Below are 18,714 nucleotides of genomic sequence, written 5' to 3' on the forward strand. Positions count from 1 at the left end.
CGTGGTGACCTCGTCGCGGGACCCGGTGCTGGCCAAGTCGGCCCGCCGGGCGGGAGCCCTCGCGCGGACGCCGCTGGACGTGGTGGATCGCGCGGGCGAGCAGATGTCGTTCTACGCGCGCGCCATCGCCTGGATTCCGCGCACCGCCGTGCACTACCGCAAGGAAGTCATGCGGCTGCTGGCCGAGGTGACCTTCGGCAGCGGCGCGCTCGCGGTGATCGGCGGCACCATCGGCGTCATCGTGTTCATGTCCGGTTCGGTCGGCGTGGTGGTGGGCCTGCAGGGCTTCAAAGCGCTGGATTCGCTGGGCAGTTCGGTGCTCACCGGCTTCCTCACCGCCTACATCAACACCCGTGAGATCGCGCCGCTGGTGGCGGCGCTCGCGCTCTCGGCCACCGTGGGCTGCGGGTTCACCGCGCAATTGGGCGCGATGCGGATCTCCGAGGAGATCGACGCGCTCGAGGTGATGGCGGTGCCGGGTGTGCCGTTCCTGGTGACGACGCGCGTGATCGCGGGCTTCCTGGCCGTCATCCCGCTCTACATCGTGGGCTTGCTCGGCGCGTACTTCGCCTCGCGGGCGGTGAGCATCTGGTTCAACGGCCAGTCCAGCGGTTCCTACGACCACTATTTCAGCCTGTTCCTGCCACCGGAGGACGTGCTCTATTCGTTCCTCAAGGTGCTGGTGTTCGCGTTCGTGATCATCCTGGTGCACTGCTACTACGGCTTCACCGCGACGGGCGGTCCGGCCGGGGTCGGCGTGGCGGTGGGCCGGGCGGTGCGCGCGGCCATCGTGCTGGTGAACGTGCTCGACTTCTTCCTCAGCCTGGCCATCTGGGGCACCACGACCACGGTGCGGGTGGCCGGATGACCGGGGTGTGGCGGGCCACCGAGAAGCTGCGGGTGCGGCTGCTGGGCATCGTGTTCTTCCTGGTGGTCGGGCTGTTCCTGTGGGGGACGGTGGCGATCTACAACAAGCAGTTCGTGCGCACCGTGGACGTGGACCTGATCACCGACAGCGTCGGCAACGCGCTGAGCCGCAACGCCGATGTGAAGGTGCGCGGCGTGACGGTCGGGGAGGTGCGCGCCAGCCGCGCCGAGGGCGACCGGGTGACCCTGGACCTGGCCATCGATCCGGACAAGGCCGGCCAGATCCCGGTGAACGCGACCGCGCGCCTGCTGCCCAAGACATTGTTCGGCGAGCGCTACGTGGATCTGGTGATCCCCGACGAGCCGAGCCCGCAGCACCTCACCGACGGTGTGACCCTGCATCAGGACGCGAGCGGCAACGCGATCGAGATCAGCCAGTTGCTCGACAACCTGTTGCCGCTGCTGCAAGCCATTCCGCCACAGGATCTGGCCGCGACCCTCGGCGCGCTCTCCCAGGCGCTGTCGGGCCAGGGTGTCGCACTGGGCGAGACAGTGGACCGCCTCGACACGATCTTCCGCGATCTCAACGGCGTGCTGCCGGAGTTGCAGGAGGGCCTGCGCCACTTCGCCGAGACCGCCGCCGTCTACTCCGACGCCGCCCCGCAGCTGGTGGACGCCCTGGACAACTTGCGCACCACCAACACCACCATCGTGCAGCGCCGCGCCGATATCGACGCACTGTACGCGGTGCTCACGCCGACCTCGGCCAGCGCCGCCGACTTCCTGCTCGCCAACCGCGACAACATCATCGACCTGGCCGCCGACTCGCGGCCCGCGCTGGAACAGCTCGCCACCTACTCGCCGAGCTACGCCTGCGCGCTGGCCAACTTCGCGAAGATGAAGCCCCGCATCGACGAACTTTTCGGCATGGGCACCGATCGCCCCGGTTCGCGGGTGACGATCGAGCTCACCAACACTCGCGGCAAGTACCTGCCCAACCAGGACGAACCCCGTTGGCTCGACACCAGCGGCCCGTGGTGCGTCCCCGAATTCCCGGTGGGCGTGGACGCGGGCCAGTACCCCGCCGGGCCGCGCAACGACGGGTCCTACGCGGTGCCGAGCCGCAATCCGGGCGATCAGACCTCGGGCTGGCTCCCCGCCCCGCAGTTCGGCGTCTTCCCGGCCGCCGCGCAGGTGCCCACGCTGGCCGGTTCGCCGGGCGAACAGCAGTCGCTCGGCGCGATCTACGGTGCGGCGCACGGGGTTTCCCCCGACCAGGTGCCGGGCTGGGTGACCAGGGCGGGTGCGCCCGCGTTCCGCGGCAGCGAGGTGAGCGTGCGATGAGCGCGAACCTGCGCGGGCTCGGTGCGCCGCTGGCGAAGCTGATCGCGTTCGTGCTCGTCACGCTCACCGCCACCACGGTGCTCGGCCTGTCGATCGCGAACTACACCGGCGGCGGCACGGCCTTCAAGGCGCGATTCACCGACGTCACCTCGCTCAACCCCGGTGACGAGGTGCGCATCGCGGGCGTGCGGATCGGCAAGGTCACCGGCATCTCGATCGTGGACCGGCGCCTGGCCGAGGTGACGTTCGAACTCACCGACCGCGACTGGCTGCCCGCGTCCACCACGGCCAGCATCCGCTACCGGAATCTGGTGGGGCAGCGCTACATCGCGCTGGAGCAGGGCGCGGGGGAGCAGGGCCGCAAACTCAACGAGGGCGCCACCATCCCGCTGGAGCGCACCCGTCCCGCGTTGAACCTGACCACGCTGTTCGACGGGTTCCGCCCGCTGTTCCGTGTGCTCACCGCCGACGACGTGAACAGGCTGTCGTTCGAGATCATCCAGGTCTTCCAGGGCGAACAGGGCACCATCCGGGATCTGGTGGCCAGCACCGCGAGCCTGACCAACAAGATCGCCGACAAGGACGCGGTGATCGGCGAACTCACCCGCAGCCTGACCCAGGTGCTGGAGACGGTCAACGAGCGCGACGAGCAGTTCGATCAACTCATCCGCAACACCGAGGCGCTGGTCACCGGGTTGGCCGCCGAACGCGACACGGTCGGGCGGGCGGTGAGTTCGCTGGGCGCGCTGGCCACGGCCACCGGCGAGCTGCTGGTGCCCACGCGGCCGTCGCTGCAGGGCACGATCGCCGGGTTGAATCAGCTCACCGGCACCCTCAACGAGCGGTCCGACGAGGTGAACGAGGCGCTGGCGACCCTGCCGATCAAGATGGAGAAGCTCGGGCGGGTGGGCAGTTACGGCTCCTGGTTCCAGTTCTATCTGTGCGGCATCGACATCGTGGTGGGGCCGGGCGCGGTGGACGCGCCGCAGCTGAACCTGCCCGCGAGCCTGCCGACGATCAACCAGCCGCTTTACACCAACGCCGCGCCGCGCTGCCAGGGGAGGGCCCGCTGATGGAGGACCGCACCCTGCTCGGCAAGCGCAGCCCGGCGTTCCTCGGCGCGCTGGGGCTGGCGCTGGTGCTGCTGGCGACCATGTCGGCGTTCGCGCTGGACCGGCTGCCCATCGTGGGCGCGGCCACCAAGTACACGGCGGAATTCTCCGAGGCGGCCGGGCTGAAGAAGGGCAACGAGGTGCGCGTGGCCGGCGTGAAGGTCGGCTCGGTGTCGGACGTGCGGCTCGACGGCGACCGCGTGCTCGTCGACTTCCGCACCAAGGACGCCTGGATCGGTGACGAGACCACCGCGTCGATCCAGATCAAGACCCTGCTGGGCCAGAAGTTCCTGGCGCTGGACCCCAAGGGCTCGCGCCCGGCCGACCCGGGGACGCCGATTCCGCTGTCGCGCACCGTCTCCCCGTACGACGTGATCGACGCGTTCTCCGACGCGGCGCGCAATATCGACGAGATCGACACCGGTCAGCTGGCCACCAGCATGCGGGTGCTGTCCGACGCGTTCGCCACCACGCCGCCGGAGATCCGCGGGTCCATCGACGGTATCGCCCGGCTCTCCGAGACGCTGGCCTCGCGCGACGAGGAACTGAAGCGGCTGTTCCGCGCCACCCACCGCACCACCGAACTGCTCGCCGACCGCAACGCCGAATTCGAGCGGCTACTCGCCTCGGCGGGACAGTTGCTGGCGGAGTTGAACTTCCGGCAGCAGGCCATCCACCAGCTCCTGGTGGGCGCGCGCACGGTGTCGACCGAGCTGAGCGCGCTGGTCGCCGACAACGAACAGCAGATCGGGCCCGCGCTGACCAATCTGCGCGCCGCCATCGACATGCTCAACGCCAACCAGCAGAACATCTCCAAGACGCTGGAACTGGCCGCTCCGTTCTACGGGCTGTACGCCAACGTGCTCGGCACGGGCCGCTGGTTCGACGCGGTGATCGTCAACCTGATCCCGCCGCAATTGCCGGAGATCCCCGGCTACCGGGACCCGGTGCGGCAGATGGGAGGCAACTGACGTGGGCGTGAACTGGTCGAGCCGTCGTGCCCGCCTCGGTGTCGCGGTGGGCGTGGTGCTGGCGCTGATCGCGGGATTCGTGCTGTGGCAGGGGTTCGACCGGCTGACCACCACCAGGATCACCGCGTACTTCGACCGGTCGGTGGGCATCTACGAAGGCTCCGACGTGCGCATCCTCGGGGTGTCGGTGGGCCGGGTGGCGGCGGTCGAGCCGATGGGCGATCAGGTGCGCGTCGATTTGCGCGTGGATCGCGGCTTCGACGTTCCGGCCGACGCGCGCGCCGCGCAGATCACCCCGTCGGTGGTGGCCGATCGCTATATCCAGCTCACCCCTGCCTACACCGGCGGCCCGAAAATGGCGCGCACCGCGACCATTCCGCGCGAACGCACCGTGACGCCCGTCGAGGTGGACGAGCTGTATCGCAGCATCGCCGAACTCTCCGAGGCGCTCGGCCCCGACGGCGCGAACCGCGAGGGCGCGGTGAACGATCTGGTGCGCGTGTCCGCCGACAACCTCGCGGGCAACGGTGAGGCGCTGGCGAACAGCATCACCCAGCTCTCGGGCGCGGCGCGGTACTTCGCCGAGGCGCGCGGCGACATCTTCGAGACCGTGAAGCATTTGCAGTCGTTCGTCAGCATGCTCGCCGAGAACGACCAGCAGGTGCGGCAATTCAACGCGCAGCTGGCCGACCTGGCCGGATTCCTCGCCGACGAACGCCAGAACCTGGGCGAGGCGCTGCGGCTGCTCTCGGTGGCGCTGGGCGATGTGGCCCGGTTCGTCGATGCGAATCGCGACCTCGTGGCGCAGAACGCGGAGTCGCTCACCACACTCACCCGCACCCTGGCCGACCAGCGCGACGATCTGGCCGCCACGCTGCCGGTGCTGCCGGTGGCGCTGAGCAACCTGATCAATATCCACAACGCCGAATCCGGCACCCTCGACATGCGCGCCAACTTCACCGATCTGCAGGATCCGTTCGGCGTGATCTGCAAGATGCTGGATCTCTCCGAGCTGGTGCCCGGCGATGCGAAGTTCGAGGCGCTGGGCCGCCAGATGCGCCCGCTGCTGGATCACTGCAAGGAGATCACCGACCAGATCACCGCGGGCGTCCAGACGCCCACGCTGATCCTGCCGTTCGGCATTCTCAGCGGCGAGAACCAGCAGCGCGCACCGGTGCCGGGGACCGTACCCGGCACGCCGTCGGACCGGGTGCCGCCCTCTCAGCAGGACGGTGGACGATGAGGGCCGCACGCGGATTCGCCGTCGCCGCACTGGGATTCGCGACGCTGCTGCTGGGTTCCTGCGCGGCCGACGGCATCTACAGCGTGCCGCTGCCCGGCGGCGCCGACGTGGGCGAGCACCCGATCCACGTCGACATCCACTTCGACGACGTGCTCGACCTGGTGCCGCAGTCGGCGGTGAAGGCCGACGGCGTGCCGGTCGGGCGGGTCGAGGAGATCACGCTCGCGGGCGACGGCTGGACCGCCAGCGTGCGCACGCTGATCAACTCTTCGGTGCGGCTGCCCGCCAACGCCGTCGCCGAGGTGCGGCAGTCGAATCTGCTGGGCGAGAAGTTCATCGAACTGTCCGCGCCCGAGGTGGCCCCCGATCCGGAACCGCTGACCGACGGCGCGGTGATCCCGGTGCGGAACACCCGGCACGCCACCGAGGTGGAGCAGGTGCTGGGCGCGATGTCGTTGTTGCTCAACGGCGGTGGCGTCGCGCAGCTCAAACCGATCGTCACCGAGCTGAACAACGCCATGGGCGGGCGCGAGGACCGGGTGCGCTCCCTGCTGGAGCAGGCGAACACGCTGATCGGCGGCTTGGAGCGGCAGGTCGCCGATATCACCAGGGCCATCGACGAACTCGCCGAACTCGGCAATCGGGTGGCCGCCCGCAACGTCGAACTCGGGCGCGTGATCGACGAACTGCCCGCCGGTATCGCGACCCTGGAGCAGCAGCGGCCGCAGCTGATCGACCTGCTCGGCCAGCTGGACCGGGTGGGGCAGGCCGGGTTCGACGTGATCGACACCGCCAAGGACGATCTCATCACCGATCTCAACGCGCTGCGGCCCACGTTGCAGGAATTGGGCCGTGCCGCACCGGATCTGGTGACGGCGTTCCCGCTCATCCCCACCTATCCGTTCCCGGATTCGTCGCTGGAGGGCACCTTCGGCGGCCAGGTGAACACCTGGCTGTCGGTGGACCAGCAGATCGGCGTGACGCTGAGCAATCTCGGTGTGGGCAAACCGGATCCGGTGTACATCCCGCCGCCGTACGGGCCCACGCCGAACGTGAATCCCACGAACCCGTACTACCACGGCAACGGTCCCCGCCCCGGCTGGCCGACGGTGTCGCTGTTGCCGCTGCCGCCCGCCCTGGCGCCGCTGCCCGCGCCCGGCGCGGATCCGTTCGGACAGCTCCTCGAACAGCTCGGGGTGCGCCCGCCCGCCGCGGGAGGTGCGCCCCGATGACCAGGCTCGTGCGCAATCAGCTGGTGGTGTTCGTGGTGATCGCCGTGCTCGGCATCGCGTTCGTGGGCGCGCGCTACATCCGGCTGGACCACATGCTCGGGTTCAGCCAGTACGAGGTGCGGGTGGAGACCGCGCAGACGGGCGGCATCTATAAAGGCGCCGAGGTGACCTATCGGGGTGTGCCGGTGGGGCGGGTCGGCGAACTCGCCCTCGACGGCGACGGGGTGAGCATCACGCTGGTGATCGACTCGAGTGCGCCCGACATCCCGGCCTCGGCGAAGGCCGTGGTGGCCAACCGGTCCGCGATCGGCGAACAGTACGTCGACCTGCAACCCGACAGCGACAGCGGCCCGTACCTGACCGACGGCTCGGTGATCGTGGGGGCGCAGACGCCGGTGCCCGTGCAGGATCTGGTCGCCAGCGTGGACCGGTTCGCGAGCACCGTCGACCTCGCCGCGCTCAATGTCACCGTCACCGAACTGGGCCGCGCCTTCGACGGCAAGGGCGAGGACCTGCACGTCTTCGTGCGCTCGCTCAACGAGTTCACCACCACGTTCCACGAGACGCTGCCGCAGACCGTCCAGCTCATCCGCGACGGCCGCATCGCGCTGGGCACCCAGGCCGAACAGGCCGACGCCATCCGCCGCTTCAGCGAGGGACTCGACGCGCTCACCGCCCAGCTGCGCTCCAGCGACCCCGATGTGCGCCGCCTCATCGGCACCGGCGCCGACGCGGGCGAACAGCTCGGCGCGCTGCTGGAGGAGAGCGGGCCCGCGCTGACCACCGACCTGGCCAACCTGCGCGAACTGCTGGTCGCGATCTCGCCGAAGTTCTACGCGCTGCGACCGCTGCTGCAGATGCTGCCGCACCTGTCCATCGGCGCCTCGGCCACCGCCCCGGGCGACGGCACCAGCCACTTCGGCCTGGTGCTCGAGACCAATAACCCGCCGGCCTGCACGGTCGGCTACGAGGGGACCCAGGTGATCCTGGAGCGGATGAAGGCGCAGAACCCGGATTTCGACGACACACGCGACGAATTCCCCTTCAACACCGAAGCCAAATGCCTTGTGCCGTTCGGCAATCCGACCGCCGTGCGCGGCGGCGAGCGCGCCGAGCTCGCCGACCCGGCGATCACGCAGCCCTGGGACGCCAACCCCAAGACCGACCCGGAGAAGCTGAACCTCACCCCGGTCGCCGTCCAGCTGGCCACCCTCATGGGCGTCACGCCGAAGCGATGAACACGCTGGACGTTAGGGTGGCGGCGTGAGCGAGCGCAGCGAGGGAACCGTCGACACAGCGCGCATCGCGCGCGCCGGAAGCGTGAGCGAGCGCCGGGAGCGCATCGAAGGTTCGCGGGCGGTGCCGGCGTGAAGCCCGGCAGCTCCGAGGACGAGTCGCGTCCGGCGGACGGTGCGGTGCGTCCGGCCGACACTGACGGGGTGGCGGCCGATGCCCAGGGGCCGATCGCGGAGCCGAGCCGGGCGACCGCCGATTCCGACGGCGAGGCCGCCGACTCACGGCCTGCTGCCGAGGAGCCGGGCCGAGCGGATGACGGCGTCACCGCTGATGCCAAGGGGCAGGTCGCGGACTCGAGTGAGGTGACTGCCGATGCGTCGGTTTCGGACAGCGCTGCCGAGCCGGTCGCGGAATCCAGCGGTGGGTCGCGAGCGGCGCGGCGCGAGAAAACTTCCGACGACGCGTCCACCACCTCCGCGAGCTCCCGCCCACCTGCCGCGCTCACAGTCGTAGCGCTCGGCGCGGTGATCGTCGCCGCGCTGGCGGCGCTGTGGTTCGGCGGCGGCTGGGTGCGGGCGGCGTTGTTCACCGACGGTCCGCGCGCCGACGCCCGCGACTCCGCGCTGGACGCCGCCCAGCAGGCCGCGCTCAATATGACCACCATGAACCTGGACGACGTGCCCGGCTCGCTCGCGCTGGCCCGCTCCTCGATGACGGGCCCGATCCTGGAGTCGGCCACGAAGAACCAGGCGCAGTCGGAGGAGATGGCCGCCCGCGCGGGTGTCGGCATGTCCTCCACGGTGCTCGGTGCCTCGATCACCTCGCTGAACAGCGAGCGGGACCGGGCCTCGGCGCTGGTCGTGCTGCGCGTCACCGAATCCGCGCCGGACCGGCCGGACTCGGCCTACCGCTACACGTGGAGCCTGGACATGGCCAAGGACGGCGAGGTGTGGAAGGCCGAACAGGTCGCCTCCCTCACCCAACCCGTCCTGCTGGACGGTCCGGGCCCGGCCGGCACACCCGCGGAACCCGGTGCGCCAGTGGAAGTTCCGCCTCCCACCGAGCCCACGCCGCAGGAGGGACCGCGATGAACACGCGCCGCCCGGTCAACCGGGTCACGCCCAAACGCCGTACCGCGCAGACGGCCGGCCCGCGCCCGGTCTCGCGCGGACCGAAGCTCGCCTCCGCGCGGCAGACCACGTCCACCGCGCCCGCCGAACGTCGTCCACGCAAGCAGCCCGCCCGTCCGCCGCGCGCCCCGCGGCCCGAGCGCACCGGCGGCGGTTCCTGGCGACTGGTCACCCTCGCGCTGCTCGGGGCGATGGTGCTGGGCGGTTTCGCCGTGATCGCGGCCTTTCGCCCGGGAGTTTCCGACGACAATCGCGCCTACCTCGACAGCGCCGCCACCGAGGAGGTGCGCGCCGCGGGCGAGCACGCGCTGCGCACCATCTACGCCTACGACCTCGACGCCGTCGACGGCTACGAGGACGCCGTTCGCCAGGTGGTCACCGGCACGATGCTCACGGAGCTCGACCAGTTCGCCGGAACGACGATCGAAGCCATCAAACAGGCCCAGACCAGCGCCGACGCGGTGGTCGATCCGATCGGTGTGACAATGCTCACCGACGATCACGCGGAGTTGCTGGTGAATCTGGTGGTGAGTGCCACCAAGGACGGCGTGGCCCAGCAGAGCGTGGCTGGTCCGGTCGTGTTGCAGATGACGAAGGTCGACGGGCGCTGGCTGGCGAGCTCGGTCGTGGACCGGTGATCTTGAACCGGGTCAACCGATCTCGGTGACCCGGTGACGGGCATGCCACTTGACGAGTTTCGCCCGACCCGTCACGCTATTCACAACAGCGGCAGCTGTCACAAGCGGTTTCCCCCGCCCCGTGGCCACCGGCGCAGCCAGCGATACGGTCGCCCCCCGCACGCGCGGACGAGGTGTGGCGCCCGCCGGTGAGCCCCCGGCCCTCGTGGTCCGGACGCCGCTGCGCCACGGCGCGCCAGCGGCGAGGGAGATCACACGGGTGGTACTTTGACACCTCCGTGTCATGGAGTGTAGGTTTGGACTTTGCGCTGGCTGCCTCCTGTCCATACCTCGATTCGCACACGTAAGTTTCGCCCTTCCGGTGTTACTTCCGTTGTTGCCTGTTCGGGTTTCGTTCGGGTTGTGACCAGCGGAATTCGTAGCAGAAGCAAAGCGACGGTCGCGGACCACCACGCGACGCGCGTGAGGTGCTGGAAGGACGCATCTTGGCAGTCTCCACCCAGACCAAGGCAGTTGCCGGTATCCCCGGAGCCCCGAAGAGGGTCTCCTTCGCGAAGATCCGTGAACCCTTGGAAGTGCCGGGTCTTCTCGATCTACAGACGGAGTCGTTCAACTGGTTGATCGGTGCGCCGGAATGGCGCGAACGGGCCGCGGCACGTGGTGACGTAGGCATCGTCGGTGGACTCGAGGAGGTGCTCGAGGAGCTCTCGCCGATCGAGGACTTCTCCGGCTCCATGTCCCTGTCCTTCTCGGACCCGCGATTCGAGGATCACAAGGCCTCGATCGACGAGTGCAAAGAAAAGGACATGACCTACGCGGCGCCGCTGTTCGTCACCGCGGAGTTCATCAACAACAACACCGGTGAGATCAAGAGCCAGACGGTCTTCATGGGCGATTTCCCGATGATGACCGACAAGGGCACGTTCATCATCAACGGCACCGAGCGTGTCGTGGTCTCCCAGCTGGTCCGCTCCCCGGGCGTGTACTTCGATCACACGATCGACAAGGGCACCGAGAAGGACCTGCACAGCGTGCGCGTGATCCCCTCGCGCGGCGCGTGGCTGGAGTTCGACGTCGACAAGCGCGACACCGTCGGCGTGCGCATCGATCGCAAGCGCCGTCAGCCGGTCACCGTGCTGCTCAAGGCGCTGGGCTGGACCACCGAGGAGATCGTCGAGCGCTTCGGCTTCTCCGAGATCATGATGTCCACCCTGGAGAAGGACAACACCGCCGGGCAGGACGAGGCGCTGCTCGACATCTACCGCAAGCTGCGCCCGGGCGAACCGCCCACCAAGGAGTCCGCGCAGACCCTGCTGGAGAACCTGTTCTTCAAGGAGAAGCGCTACGACCTCGCGCGCGTCGGCCGCTACAAGATCAACAAGAAGCTCGGCATCCACCCGGGTGAGCCGGTCGTGGGCTCGGTGCTGACGAAGGAAGACATCGTCACCACCATCGAGTACCTGGTGCGCCTGCACGCGGGCGACAAGTTCATGACCGCCCCCGGCGGCGTCGAGGTGCCCGTCGAGGTCGACGACATCGACCACTTCGGCAACCGCCGCCTGCGCACCGTCGGCGAGCTGATCCAGAACCAGATCCGGGTCGGCCTGTCCCGCATGGAGCGCGTGGTCCGCGAGCGGATGACCACCCAGGACGTCGAGGCGATCACGCCGCAGACCCTGATCAACATCCGCCCGGTCGTCGCCGCGATCAAGGAGTTCTTCGGAACCTCCCAGCTGTCGCAGTTCATGGACCAGAACAACCCGCTCTCGGGCCTGACCCACAAGCGCCGCCTCTCGGCGCTGGGCCCCGGCGGTCTGTCCCGTGAGCGCGCCGGCCTCGAGGTCCGCGACGTGCACCCCTCGCACTACGGCCGCATGTGCCCGATCGAGACCCCGGAAGGCCCGAACATCGGCCTGATCGGTTCGCTGTCGGTGTACGCGCGGGTCAACCCGTTCGGCTTCATCGAGACGCCGTACCGCAAGGTCGAGAACGGCCGGGTCACCGACGAGGTCGTGTACCTGACCGCCGACGAGGAGGACCGCGAGGTCCGGGCCCAGGCCAACTCGCCGGTCGACGCCGACGGCAACTTCCTCGAGGACCGGGTGCTCGCGCGCCGCGGCAACGAGGAGATGGAGTTCGTCGCCCCGGCCGAGGTGACCTACATGGACGTCTCGCCGCGCCAGATGGTGTCGGTCGCGACCGCCATGATCCCGTTCCTCGAGCACGACGACGCCAACCGCGCGCTCATGGGCGCGAACATGCAGCGCCAGGCCGTGCCGCTGATCCGTTCCGAGGCCCCCATCGTGGGCACCGGCATGGAGCTGCGCGCCGCGGTCGACGCCGGTGACGTGGTCGTCAACGAGAAGCCGGGTGTGGTCGAGGAGGTCTCCGCCGACTACGTGACGGTGATGGCCGACGACGGCACGCGCAAGAGCTACCGCATGCGCAAGTTCGACCGCTCCAACCAGGGCACCTGCTCCAACCAGCGTCCGATCGTGGACGAGGGCCAGCGGGTGGAGTCGGGCCAGGTGCTGGCCGACGGTCCGTGCACCCAGAACGGTGAGATGGCCCTCGGCAAGAACCTGCTCGTGGCGATCATGCCGTGGGAGGGCCACAACTACGAGGACGCGATCATCCTGTCGCAGCGCCTCGTGGAGGAGGACGTCCTCACCTCGATCCACATCGAAGAGCACGAGATCGACGCCCGCGACACCAAGCTGGGCGCCGAGGAGATCACCCGGGACATCCCGAACGTCTCCGACGAGGTGCTCGCCGACCTGGACGAGCGCGGCATCGTGCGCATCGGCGCCGAGGTCCGCGACGGCGACATCCTGGTCGGCAAGGTCACCCCGAAGGGCGAGACCGAGCTGACCCCCGAGGAGCGGCTGCTGCGCGCGATCTTCGGTGAGAAGGCGCGCGAGGTGCGCGACACCTCGCTGAAGGTGCCGCACGGCGAGTCGGGCAAGGTCATCTCCATCCGCGTGTTCTCGCGCGAGGACGACGACGACCTGCCCCCCGGCGTCAACGAACTGGTCCGCGTGTACGTGGCGCAGAAGCGCAAGATCCAGGACGGCGACAAGCTCGCCGGCCGCCACGGCAACAAGGGCGTCATCGGCAAGATCCTGCCGACCGAGGACATGCCGTTCCTCCCCGACGGCACCCCGGTCGACATCATCCTGAACACCCACGGTGTGCCGCGTCGTATGAACATCGGCCAGATCCTGGAGACACATCTGGGCTGGATCGGCAAGGCGGGCTGGCAGGTCGACGGTGAACCCGAATGGGCGAAGAACCTGCCGGAGGAGATGATCGGCGCCCCCGCCGACTCCAATATCGCCACCCCGGTGTTCGACGGCGCGCGCGAGGAGGAGCTGACCGGTCTGCTCGGTTCGACCCTGCCCAACCGCGACGGCGAGCGCATGGTCGACGACAACGGTAAGGCCACCCTGTTCGACGGCCGCTCCGGCGAGCCGTTCCCGTACCCGGTGGCGGTCGGCTACATGTACATCCTGAAGCTGCACCACCTGGTGGACGACAAGATCCACGCCCGTTCCACCGGCCCGTACTCGATGATCACCCAGCAGCCGCTGGGCGGTAAGGCGCAGTTCGGTGGTCAGCGCTTCGGTGAGATGGAGTGCTGGGCGATGCAGGCCTACGGCGCCGCGTACACGCTGCAGGAACTGCTCACCATCAAGTCCGACGACGTCGTCGGCCGCGTGAAGGTCTACGAGGCGATCGTCAAGGGCGAGAACATTCCGGAGCCGGGCATTCCGGAGTCGTTCAAGGTGCTCCTCAAGGAACTCCAGTCGCTGTGCCTCAACGTCGAGGTGCTGTCGTCCGACGGCGCCGCGATCGAGCTGCGCGAGGGCGAGGACGAGGACCTGGAGCGCGCCGCGGCGAACCTGGGCATCAACCTGTCCAGGAACGAAGCGGCCACCGTCGACGATTTGGCGAACTAGGCGGTCGGCGCGGATGCCTTGCCCCGCAACGGCATCCGCGCCCATCGCGTTCCACCACTAGTGAACTTTTGCTCGATTTCGACCCGAACAGGGGAAAGGAAGTTACGTGCTAGACGTCAACTTCTTCGATGAACTCCGGATCGGTCTCGCCACCGCGGAGGACATCCGCCAGTGGTCTTACGGCGAGGTGAAGAAGCCGGAGACCATCAACTACCGCACGCTCAAGCCGGAGAAGGACGGCTTGTTCTGCGAGAAGATCTTCGGTCCCACCCGGGACTGGGAGTGCTACTGCGGCAAGTACAAGCGCGTCCGTTTCAAGGGCATCATCTGTGAGCGCTGCGGCGTCGAGGTGACCCGCGCCAAGGTGCGCCGCGAGCGGATGGGCCACATCGAGCTGGCCGCGCCCGTCACCCACATCTGGTACTTCAAGGGCGTCCCCTCGCGCCTGGGCTACCTGCTGGACCTGGCGCCGAAGGATCTCGAGAAGATCATCTACTTCGCCGCCTACGTCATCGTCGCCGTCGACGAGGAGCTGCGCCACAACGAGCTCTCCACCCTCGAGGCGGAGATGGAGGTCGAGAAGAAGGCCGTCGCCGATCAGCGCGACGCCGATCTCGAGGCCCGCGCGCAGAAGCTCGAGGCCGATCTGGCCGAGCTGGAGGCCGAGGGCGCCAAGTCCGACGTCCGACGCAAGGTCAAGGACGGCGGCGAGCGTGAGATGCGCCAGCTCCGCGACCGGGCCCAGCGCGAGCTGGACCGGCTCGACGAGATCTGGACCACCTTCACCAAGCTGGCCCCCAAGCAGCTCATCGTCGACGAGGTGCTCTACCGCGAGCTCACCGACCGCTACGGCGAGTACTTCACCGGCGCGATGGGCGCGGAGTCCATCCAGAAGCTGATGGAGTCCTTCGACATCGAGGCCGAGGCCGAGAACCTGCGCGAGACCATTCGCACCGGTAAGGGCCAGAAGAAGCTGCGCGCGCTCAAGCGCCTGAAGGTCGTCGCGGCCTTCCAGGCCAACGGCAACTCGCCGATGGGCATGGTGCTCGACGCCGTTCCGGTGATCCCGCCGGAGCTGCGCCCGATGGTCCAGCTCGACGGTGGCCGCTTCGCCACCTCCGACCTGAACGACCTCTACCGCCGCGTCATCAACCGCAACAACCGCCTCAAGCGACTGATCGACCTCGGCGCGCCCGAGATCATCGTCAATAACGAGAAGCGGATGCTGCAGGAGTCGGTCGACGCCCTGTTCGACAACGGTCGTCGCGGCCGGCCGGTCACCGGTCCCGGTAACCGGCCGCTCAAGTCGCTGTCGGATCTGCTCAAGGGCAAGCAGGGCCGGTTCCGCCAGAACCTGCTCGGCAAGCGCGTCGACTACTCCGGCCGTTCGGTCATCGTGGTCGGCCCGCAGCTCAAGCTGCACCAGTGCGGTCTGCCGAAGCTGATGGCACTCGAGCTGTTCAAGCCGTTCGTCATGAAGCGCCTGGTGGACCTGAACCACGCGCAGAACATCAAGTCCGCCAAGCGGATGGTGGAGCGGCAGCGGCCGCAGGTGTGGGATGTCCTCGAAGAGGTCATCGCCGAGCACCCCGTGCTGCTCAACCGCGCGCCCACCCTGCACCGCCTCGGCATCCAGGCCTTCGAGCCGCAGCTGGTGGAAGGCAAGGCCATCCAGCTGCACCCGCTGGTCTGTGAGGCGTTCAACGCCGACTTCGACGGCGACCAGATGGCCGTGCACCTGCCGCTGTCGGCGGAGGCGCAGGCCGAGGCCCGCATCCTGATGCTGTCCTCGAACAACATCCTGTCGCCCGCGTCGGGCCGCCCGCTGGCCATGCCCCGCCTGGACATGGTGACCGGCCTGTACTACCTGACCCGCCTGGAAGAGGGCGCGAAGGGCGAGTACCGTCCGGCGACCAAGGACGAGCCCGAGTTCGGCGTCTACTCCTCGCCCGCCGAGGCGCAGATGGCCGTCGACCGCGGCGAGCTGACGGTGCGCTCCAAGATCAAGGTGCGCCTGACCACGCAGCGTCCGCCGAAGGAGATCGAGGCCGAGCTGTTCCCCGAAGGCTGGCAGCGCGGCGACGCCTGGACCGCGGAGACCACGCTGGGCCGGGTGCTGTTCAACGAGCTGCTGCCCGCCGACTACGCGTTCATCAACGAGCCGATGCCGAAGAAGCGGCAGGCGACGATCATCAACGATCTCGCCGAGCGGTACCCGATGATCGTGGTGGCGCAGACCGTCGACAAGCTCAAGGACGCCGGCTTCTACTGGGCCACGCGTTCGGGTGTCACCGTCTCCATGTCGGACGTGCTCGTGCCGCCGGAGAAGGCCGAGATCATGGAGCGCTACGAGGCGCAGTCGGATCAGATCGAGAAGAAGTACCAGCGTGGTGCGCTCGATCACCAGGAGCGCAATAACGCCCTGGTCAAGATCTGGCAGGAGGCGACCGAGGAGGTCGGTAAGGCGTTGCGCGCGCACTACCCGGCCGACAACCCGATCATCACGATCGTCGACTCGGGCGCCACGGGTAACTTCACCCAGACCCGTACCCTCGCGGGTATGAAGGGCCTGGTGACGAACCCGAAGGGTGAGTTCATCCCGCGCCCGATCAAGTCCTCGTTCCGCGAGGGCCTGACCGTGCTGGAGTACTTCATCAACACCCACGGCGCTCGTAAGGGTCTGGCCGACACCGCGCTGCGCACCGCCGACTCGGGTTACCTGACCCGTCGTCTGGTGGACGTGTCGCAGGACGTCATCGTGCGCGAGCACGACTGTGGCACCGAGCGCGGCATCCTGGTGCCGATCGCCGAGAAGCAGCTCGACGGTTCGCTCATCCGCGACGCGCACGTGGAGACCTCCGCGTACGCCCGCACGCTGGCCGCCGACGCGGTCGACGCGAACGGGAACGTCGTGGTCACCAAGGGTTCCGACCTGGGCGACCCGGCCATCGAGGCGCTGCTCGACGCGGGTATCACCGAGGTGAAGGTCCGCTCCGTGCTGACCTGCACCACCGGCACCGGCGTGTGCGCGGTCTGCTACGGCCGTTCGATGGCCACCGGCAAGCTGGTCGACATCGGCGAGGCCGTCGGCATCGTCGCCGCCCAGTCCATCGGTGAGCCCGGTACCCAGCTGACCATGCGTACCTTCCACCAGGGTGGTGTCGCGGGTGATGACATCACCGGCGGTCTGCCGCGTGTGCAGGAGCTGTTCGAGGCGCGCGTGCCCAAGGGCAAGGCCCCGATCGCCGAGGTCTCCGGCCGGGTGCGGCTCGAGGACGACGACCGGTTCTACAAGATCACCATCATCCCCGATGACGGTGGCGAGGATGTCGTCTACGACAAGCTGTCCAAGCGTCAGCGTCTGCGTGTGTTCAAGCACGACGACGGCACCGAGCGCCTGCTCGCCGACGGCGACCACGTCGAGGTCGGCCAGCAGCTGCTGGAGGGCGCGGCGGATCCGCACGAGGTGCTGCGCGTGATGGGCCCCCGTCAGGTGCAGATCCACCTGGTCCACGAGGTCCAGGAGGTCTACCGCTCGCAGGGTGTGTCGATCCACGACAAGCACATCGAGGTCATCGTGCGCCAGATGCTGCGCCGCGTGACGATCATCGATTCGGGCGCGACCGAGTTCCTGCCCGGTTCGCTCACCGAGCGTGCCGAGTTCGAGGCGGCCAACCGCCGGGTCGTGGCCGAGGGCGGCGAGCCCGCCTCCGGTCGCCCGGTGCTGATGGGTATCACCAAGGCGTCGCTGGCCACCGATTCGTGGCTGTCGGCGGCCTCCTTCCAGGAGACCACCCGGGTGCTGACGGACGCGGCCATCAACTGCCGCTCCGACAAGCTCATCGGCCTGAAGGAGAACGTGATCATCGGCAAGCTGATCCCGGCAGGCACCGGCATCAACCGGTACCGCAACATCCAGGTTCAGCCCACCGAGGAAGCCCGTGCCGCGGCGTACGCGGTGCCGTCCTACGACGACACCTACTACAGCCCGGACAGCTTCGGCGCCACCACCGGTGCCGCCGTGCCGCTGGACGACTACGGCTTCAGCGACTACCGCTGATCCCGTGAAGCATTCGGCCCCCGCATCTTTCGGTGCGGGGGCCGTTTCGCGTTCCGGGGGCCGGAACGGGGTGGTGCGGTTTAGGATGTGGCACCGGCTCGGTGGTTCGTCCGGGTCGGCGCGAAAGCTTCGAGGGGGCGCGCCGTGAGTCGATTCTCGCGTCGGGGGAGAGTGGTCCGGGATAGATGGATGGTGGGGGTGGTGGCGAGTTCGGTGTTCTCCCTGGCGTTTTGCGTGGGCGTGGCCGGGCTGTGGATGGTGACCGGTCGTGAGGAGACCCCGTCGGAGGGGCCCGCGACGTCGGTGATCGGAGAGCCCGCCGCGGCGACACCGCCGGACCTACCCAGGCGGCCTGACGTGACGTTGGCGCGAAATGGTGATCGCGGCCCGGTGGTCGGCCAGACATACGGTGCGGGCGAAGCGCTTTCGCCGATGCGGGGGTTGCGCGGACTGCCGTTCGATTTCGATCTTCCGGAGGGTTGGGGGTGTCGCGAGGGCAGCGAGCGACTGCGTGTGGACGCTGTGTGGACGTGTGTGGATGAACGCGGAGGCAGCCGGGCGGGCGGCTGGATCGGCGTGCAATCCTGCGCCGAGCCCTGCGGCGAGCTCGAACAGGCCATGTTCCGTTCGGCGTTGATCGGCACCGGACCGGTCTGGCACGCCACCGACGACACCACCTGGTACACCGAGACGCCGATCGAGATCGACGGTGATCCCCGCCTGCGCGTCGCGATGATCCACAGTTTCGCCGCCCACCCCGGCGGCCCCGTCGACACGCTCGCCTTCGCCCGCCTCACCGGGCCGGTCGCGGTCACCGACACCCTGGCGCGCGTGGTCAACGAGATCCGGCTGCGCGCGGCCGGCTGACCCGGCACTGGACAGCGCCGCCCACCCTGCGGTAGACAACTGGAACACGTTACAG

Annotated in this window: 12 protein-coding genes; all 12 read left to right on the forward strand. The window is 68.6% G+C overall.

Annotation, left to right across the window (positions count from 1 at the left end; genetic code table 11):
* The first annotated feature begins 103 nt into the window (after positions 1-103).
* The 12 genes from DFR74_RS16810 (at position 104) to DFR74_RS16870 (ending at position 18,659) form a co-directional block, all read left to right on the forward strand.
* Complete coding sequence (locus tag DFR74_RS16810) at positions 104-868, forward strand: MlaE family ABC transporter permease (RefSeq protein ID WP_228789240.1); 765 nt, start codon at positions 104-106, stop codon at positions 866-868.
* Entirely contained in the window at positions 865-2,211 is a 1,347-nt protein-coding gene (locus tag DFR74_RS16815) for an MCE family protein (protein WP_067506241.1), read from the forward strand. Before DFR74_RS16810 ends, DFR74_RS16815 begins: the two co-directional genes overlap by 4 nt.
* Positions 2,208-3,284, forward strand: a complete 1,077-nt coding sequence (locus tag DFR74_RS16820) for an MCE family protein (RefSeq protein ID WP_195124651.1) — start codon at positions 2,208-2,210, stop codon at positions 3,282-3,284. The genes DFR74_RS16815 and DFR74_RS16820 overlap by 4 nt, the downstream gene beginning before the upstream one ends.
* Entirely contained in the window at positions 3,284-4,294 is a 1,011-nt protein-coding gene (locus DFR74_RS16825) for an MCE family protein (protein ID WP_067506244.1), read from the forward strand. The genes DFR74_RS16820 and DFR74_RS16825 overlap by 1 nt, the downstream gene beginning before the upstream one ends.
* Before the next feature lie 7 nt (positions 4,295-4,301).
* Positions 4,302-5,537: an MCE family protein gene (locus DFR74_RS16830; RefSeq protein ID WP_232331680.1), complete on the forward strand. Its 1,236-nt coding sequence runs from the start codon at positions 4,302-4,304 to the stop codon at positions 5,535-5,537.
* Positions 5,534-6,769: an MCE family protein gene (locus tag DFR74_RS16835; protein ID WP_067506250.1), complete on the forward strand. Its 1,236-nt coding sequence runs from the start codon at positions 5,534-5,536 to the stop codon at positions 6,767-6,769. Before DFR74_RS16830 ends, DFR74_RS16835 begins: the two co-directional genes overlap by 4 nt.
* Positions 6,766-8,007 carry an MCE family protein gene (locus DFR74_RS16840; RefSeq protein WP_067506253.1) on the forward strand — a complete coding sequence of 414 codons (1,242 nt, stop codon included), beginning with the start codon at positions 6,766-6,768 and terminating at the stop codon, positions 8,005-8,007. Before DFR74_RS16835 ends, DFR74_RS16840 begins: the two co-directional genes overlap by 4 nt.
* Before the next feature lie 129 nt (positions 8,008-8,136).
* Positions 8,137-9,096, forward strand: coding sequence for a hypothetical protein (locus tag DFR74_RS37175; RefSeq protein ID WP_232331682.1), 960 nt, complete (start codon positions 8,137-8,139; stop codon positions 9,094-9,096).
* Entirely contained in the window at positions 9,093-9,773 is a 681-nt protein-coding gene (locus tag DFR74_RS16855; protein ID WP_067506256.1) for a hypothetical protein, read from the forward strand. The genes DFR74_RS37175 and DFR74_RS16855 overlap by 4 nt, the downstream gene beginning before the upstream one ends.
* A gap of 467 nt (positions 9,774-10,240) precedes the next feature.
* A complete protein-coding gene (gene rpoB, locus DFR74_RS16860) occupies positions 10,241-13,732 on the forward strand; it encodes a DNA-directed RNA polymerase subunit beta (RefSeq protein WP_067506258.1) in 3,492 nt (1,163 codons plus the stop codon).
* A 106-nt stretch (positions 13,733-13,838) separates the two neighbouring features.
* Positions 13,839-17,792 (forward strand): DNA-directed RNA polymerase subunit beta', encoded by a 3,954-nt coding sequence (locus DFR74_RS16865; protein ID WP_067506261.1) that lies wholly within the window; start codon positions 13,839-13,841, stop codon positions 17,790-17,792.
* 189 nt (positions 17,793-17,981) lie between these two features.
* Positions 17,982-18,659, forward strand: coding sequence for a hypothetical protein (locus tag DFR74_RS16870; RefSeq protein WP_067506264.1), 678 nt, complete (start codon positions 17,982-17,984; stop codon positions 18,657-18,659).
* Positions 18,660-18,714 lie beyond the last annotated feature (55 nt).

This window comes from Nocardia puris, assembly GCF_003315035.1.
Taxonomy (GTDB): Bacteria; Actinomycetota; Actinomycetes; order Mycobacteriales; family Mycobacteriaceae; genus Nocardia; species Nocardia puris.

Coding starts and splice junctions, on each gene's coding strand:
- DFR74_RS16855 (WP_067506256.1), top strand. CDS start 9,093: ATGAACACGCGCCGCCCGGTCAACCGGGTCACGCCCAAACGCCGTACC.
- DFR74_RS16840 (WP_067506253.1), top strand. CDS start 6,766: ATGACCAGGCTCGTGCGCAATCAGCTGGTGGTGTTCGTGGTGATCGCC.
- DFR74_RS16810 (WP_228789240.1), top strand. CDS start 104: ATGTCGTTCTACGCGCGCGCCATCGCCTGGATTCCGCGCACCGCCGTG.
- DFR74_RS16835 (WP_067506250.1), top strand. CDS start 5,534: ATGAGGGCCGCACGCGGATTCGCCGTCGCCGCACTGGGATTCGCGACG.
- DFR74_RS16820 (WP_195124651.1), top strand. CDS start 2,208: ATGAGCGCGAACCTGCGCGGGCTCGGTGCGCCGCTGGCGAAGCTGATC.
- DFR74_RS16815 (WP_067506241.1), top strand. CDS start 865: ATGACCGGGGTGTGGCGGGCCACCGAGAAGCTGCGGGTGCGGCTGCTG.
- DFR74_RS16870 (WP_067506264.1), top strand. CDS start 17,982: ATGGTGGGGGTGGTGGCGAGTTCGGTGTTCTCCCTGGCGTTTTGCGTG.
- DFR74_RS16825 (WP_067506244.1), top strand. CDS start 3,284: ATGGAGGACCGCACCCTGCTCGGCAAGCGCAGCCCGGCGTTCCTCGGC.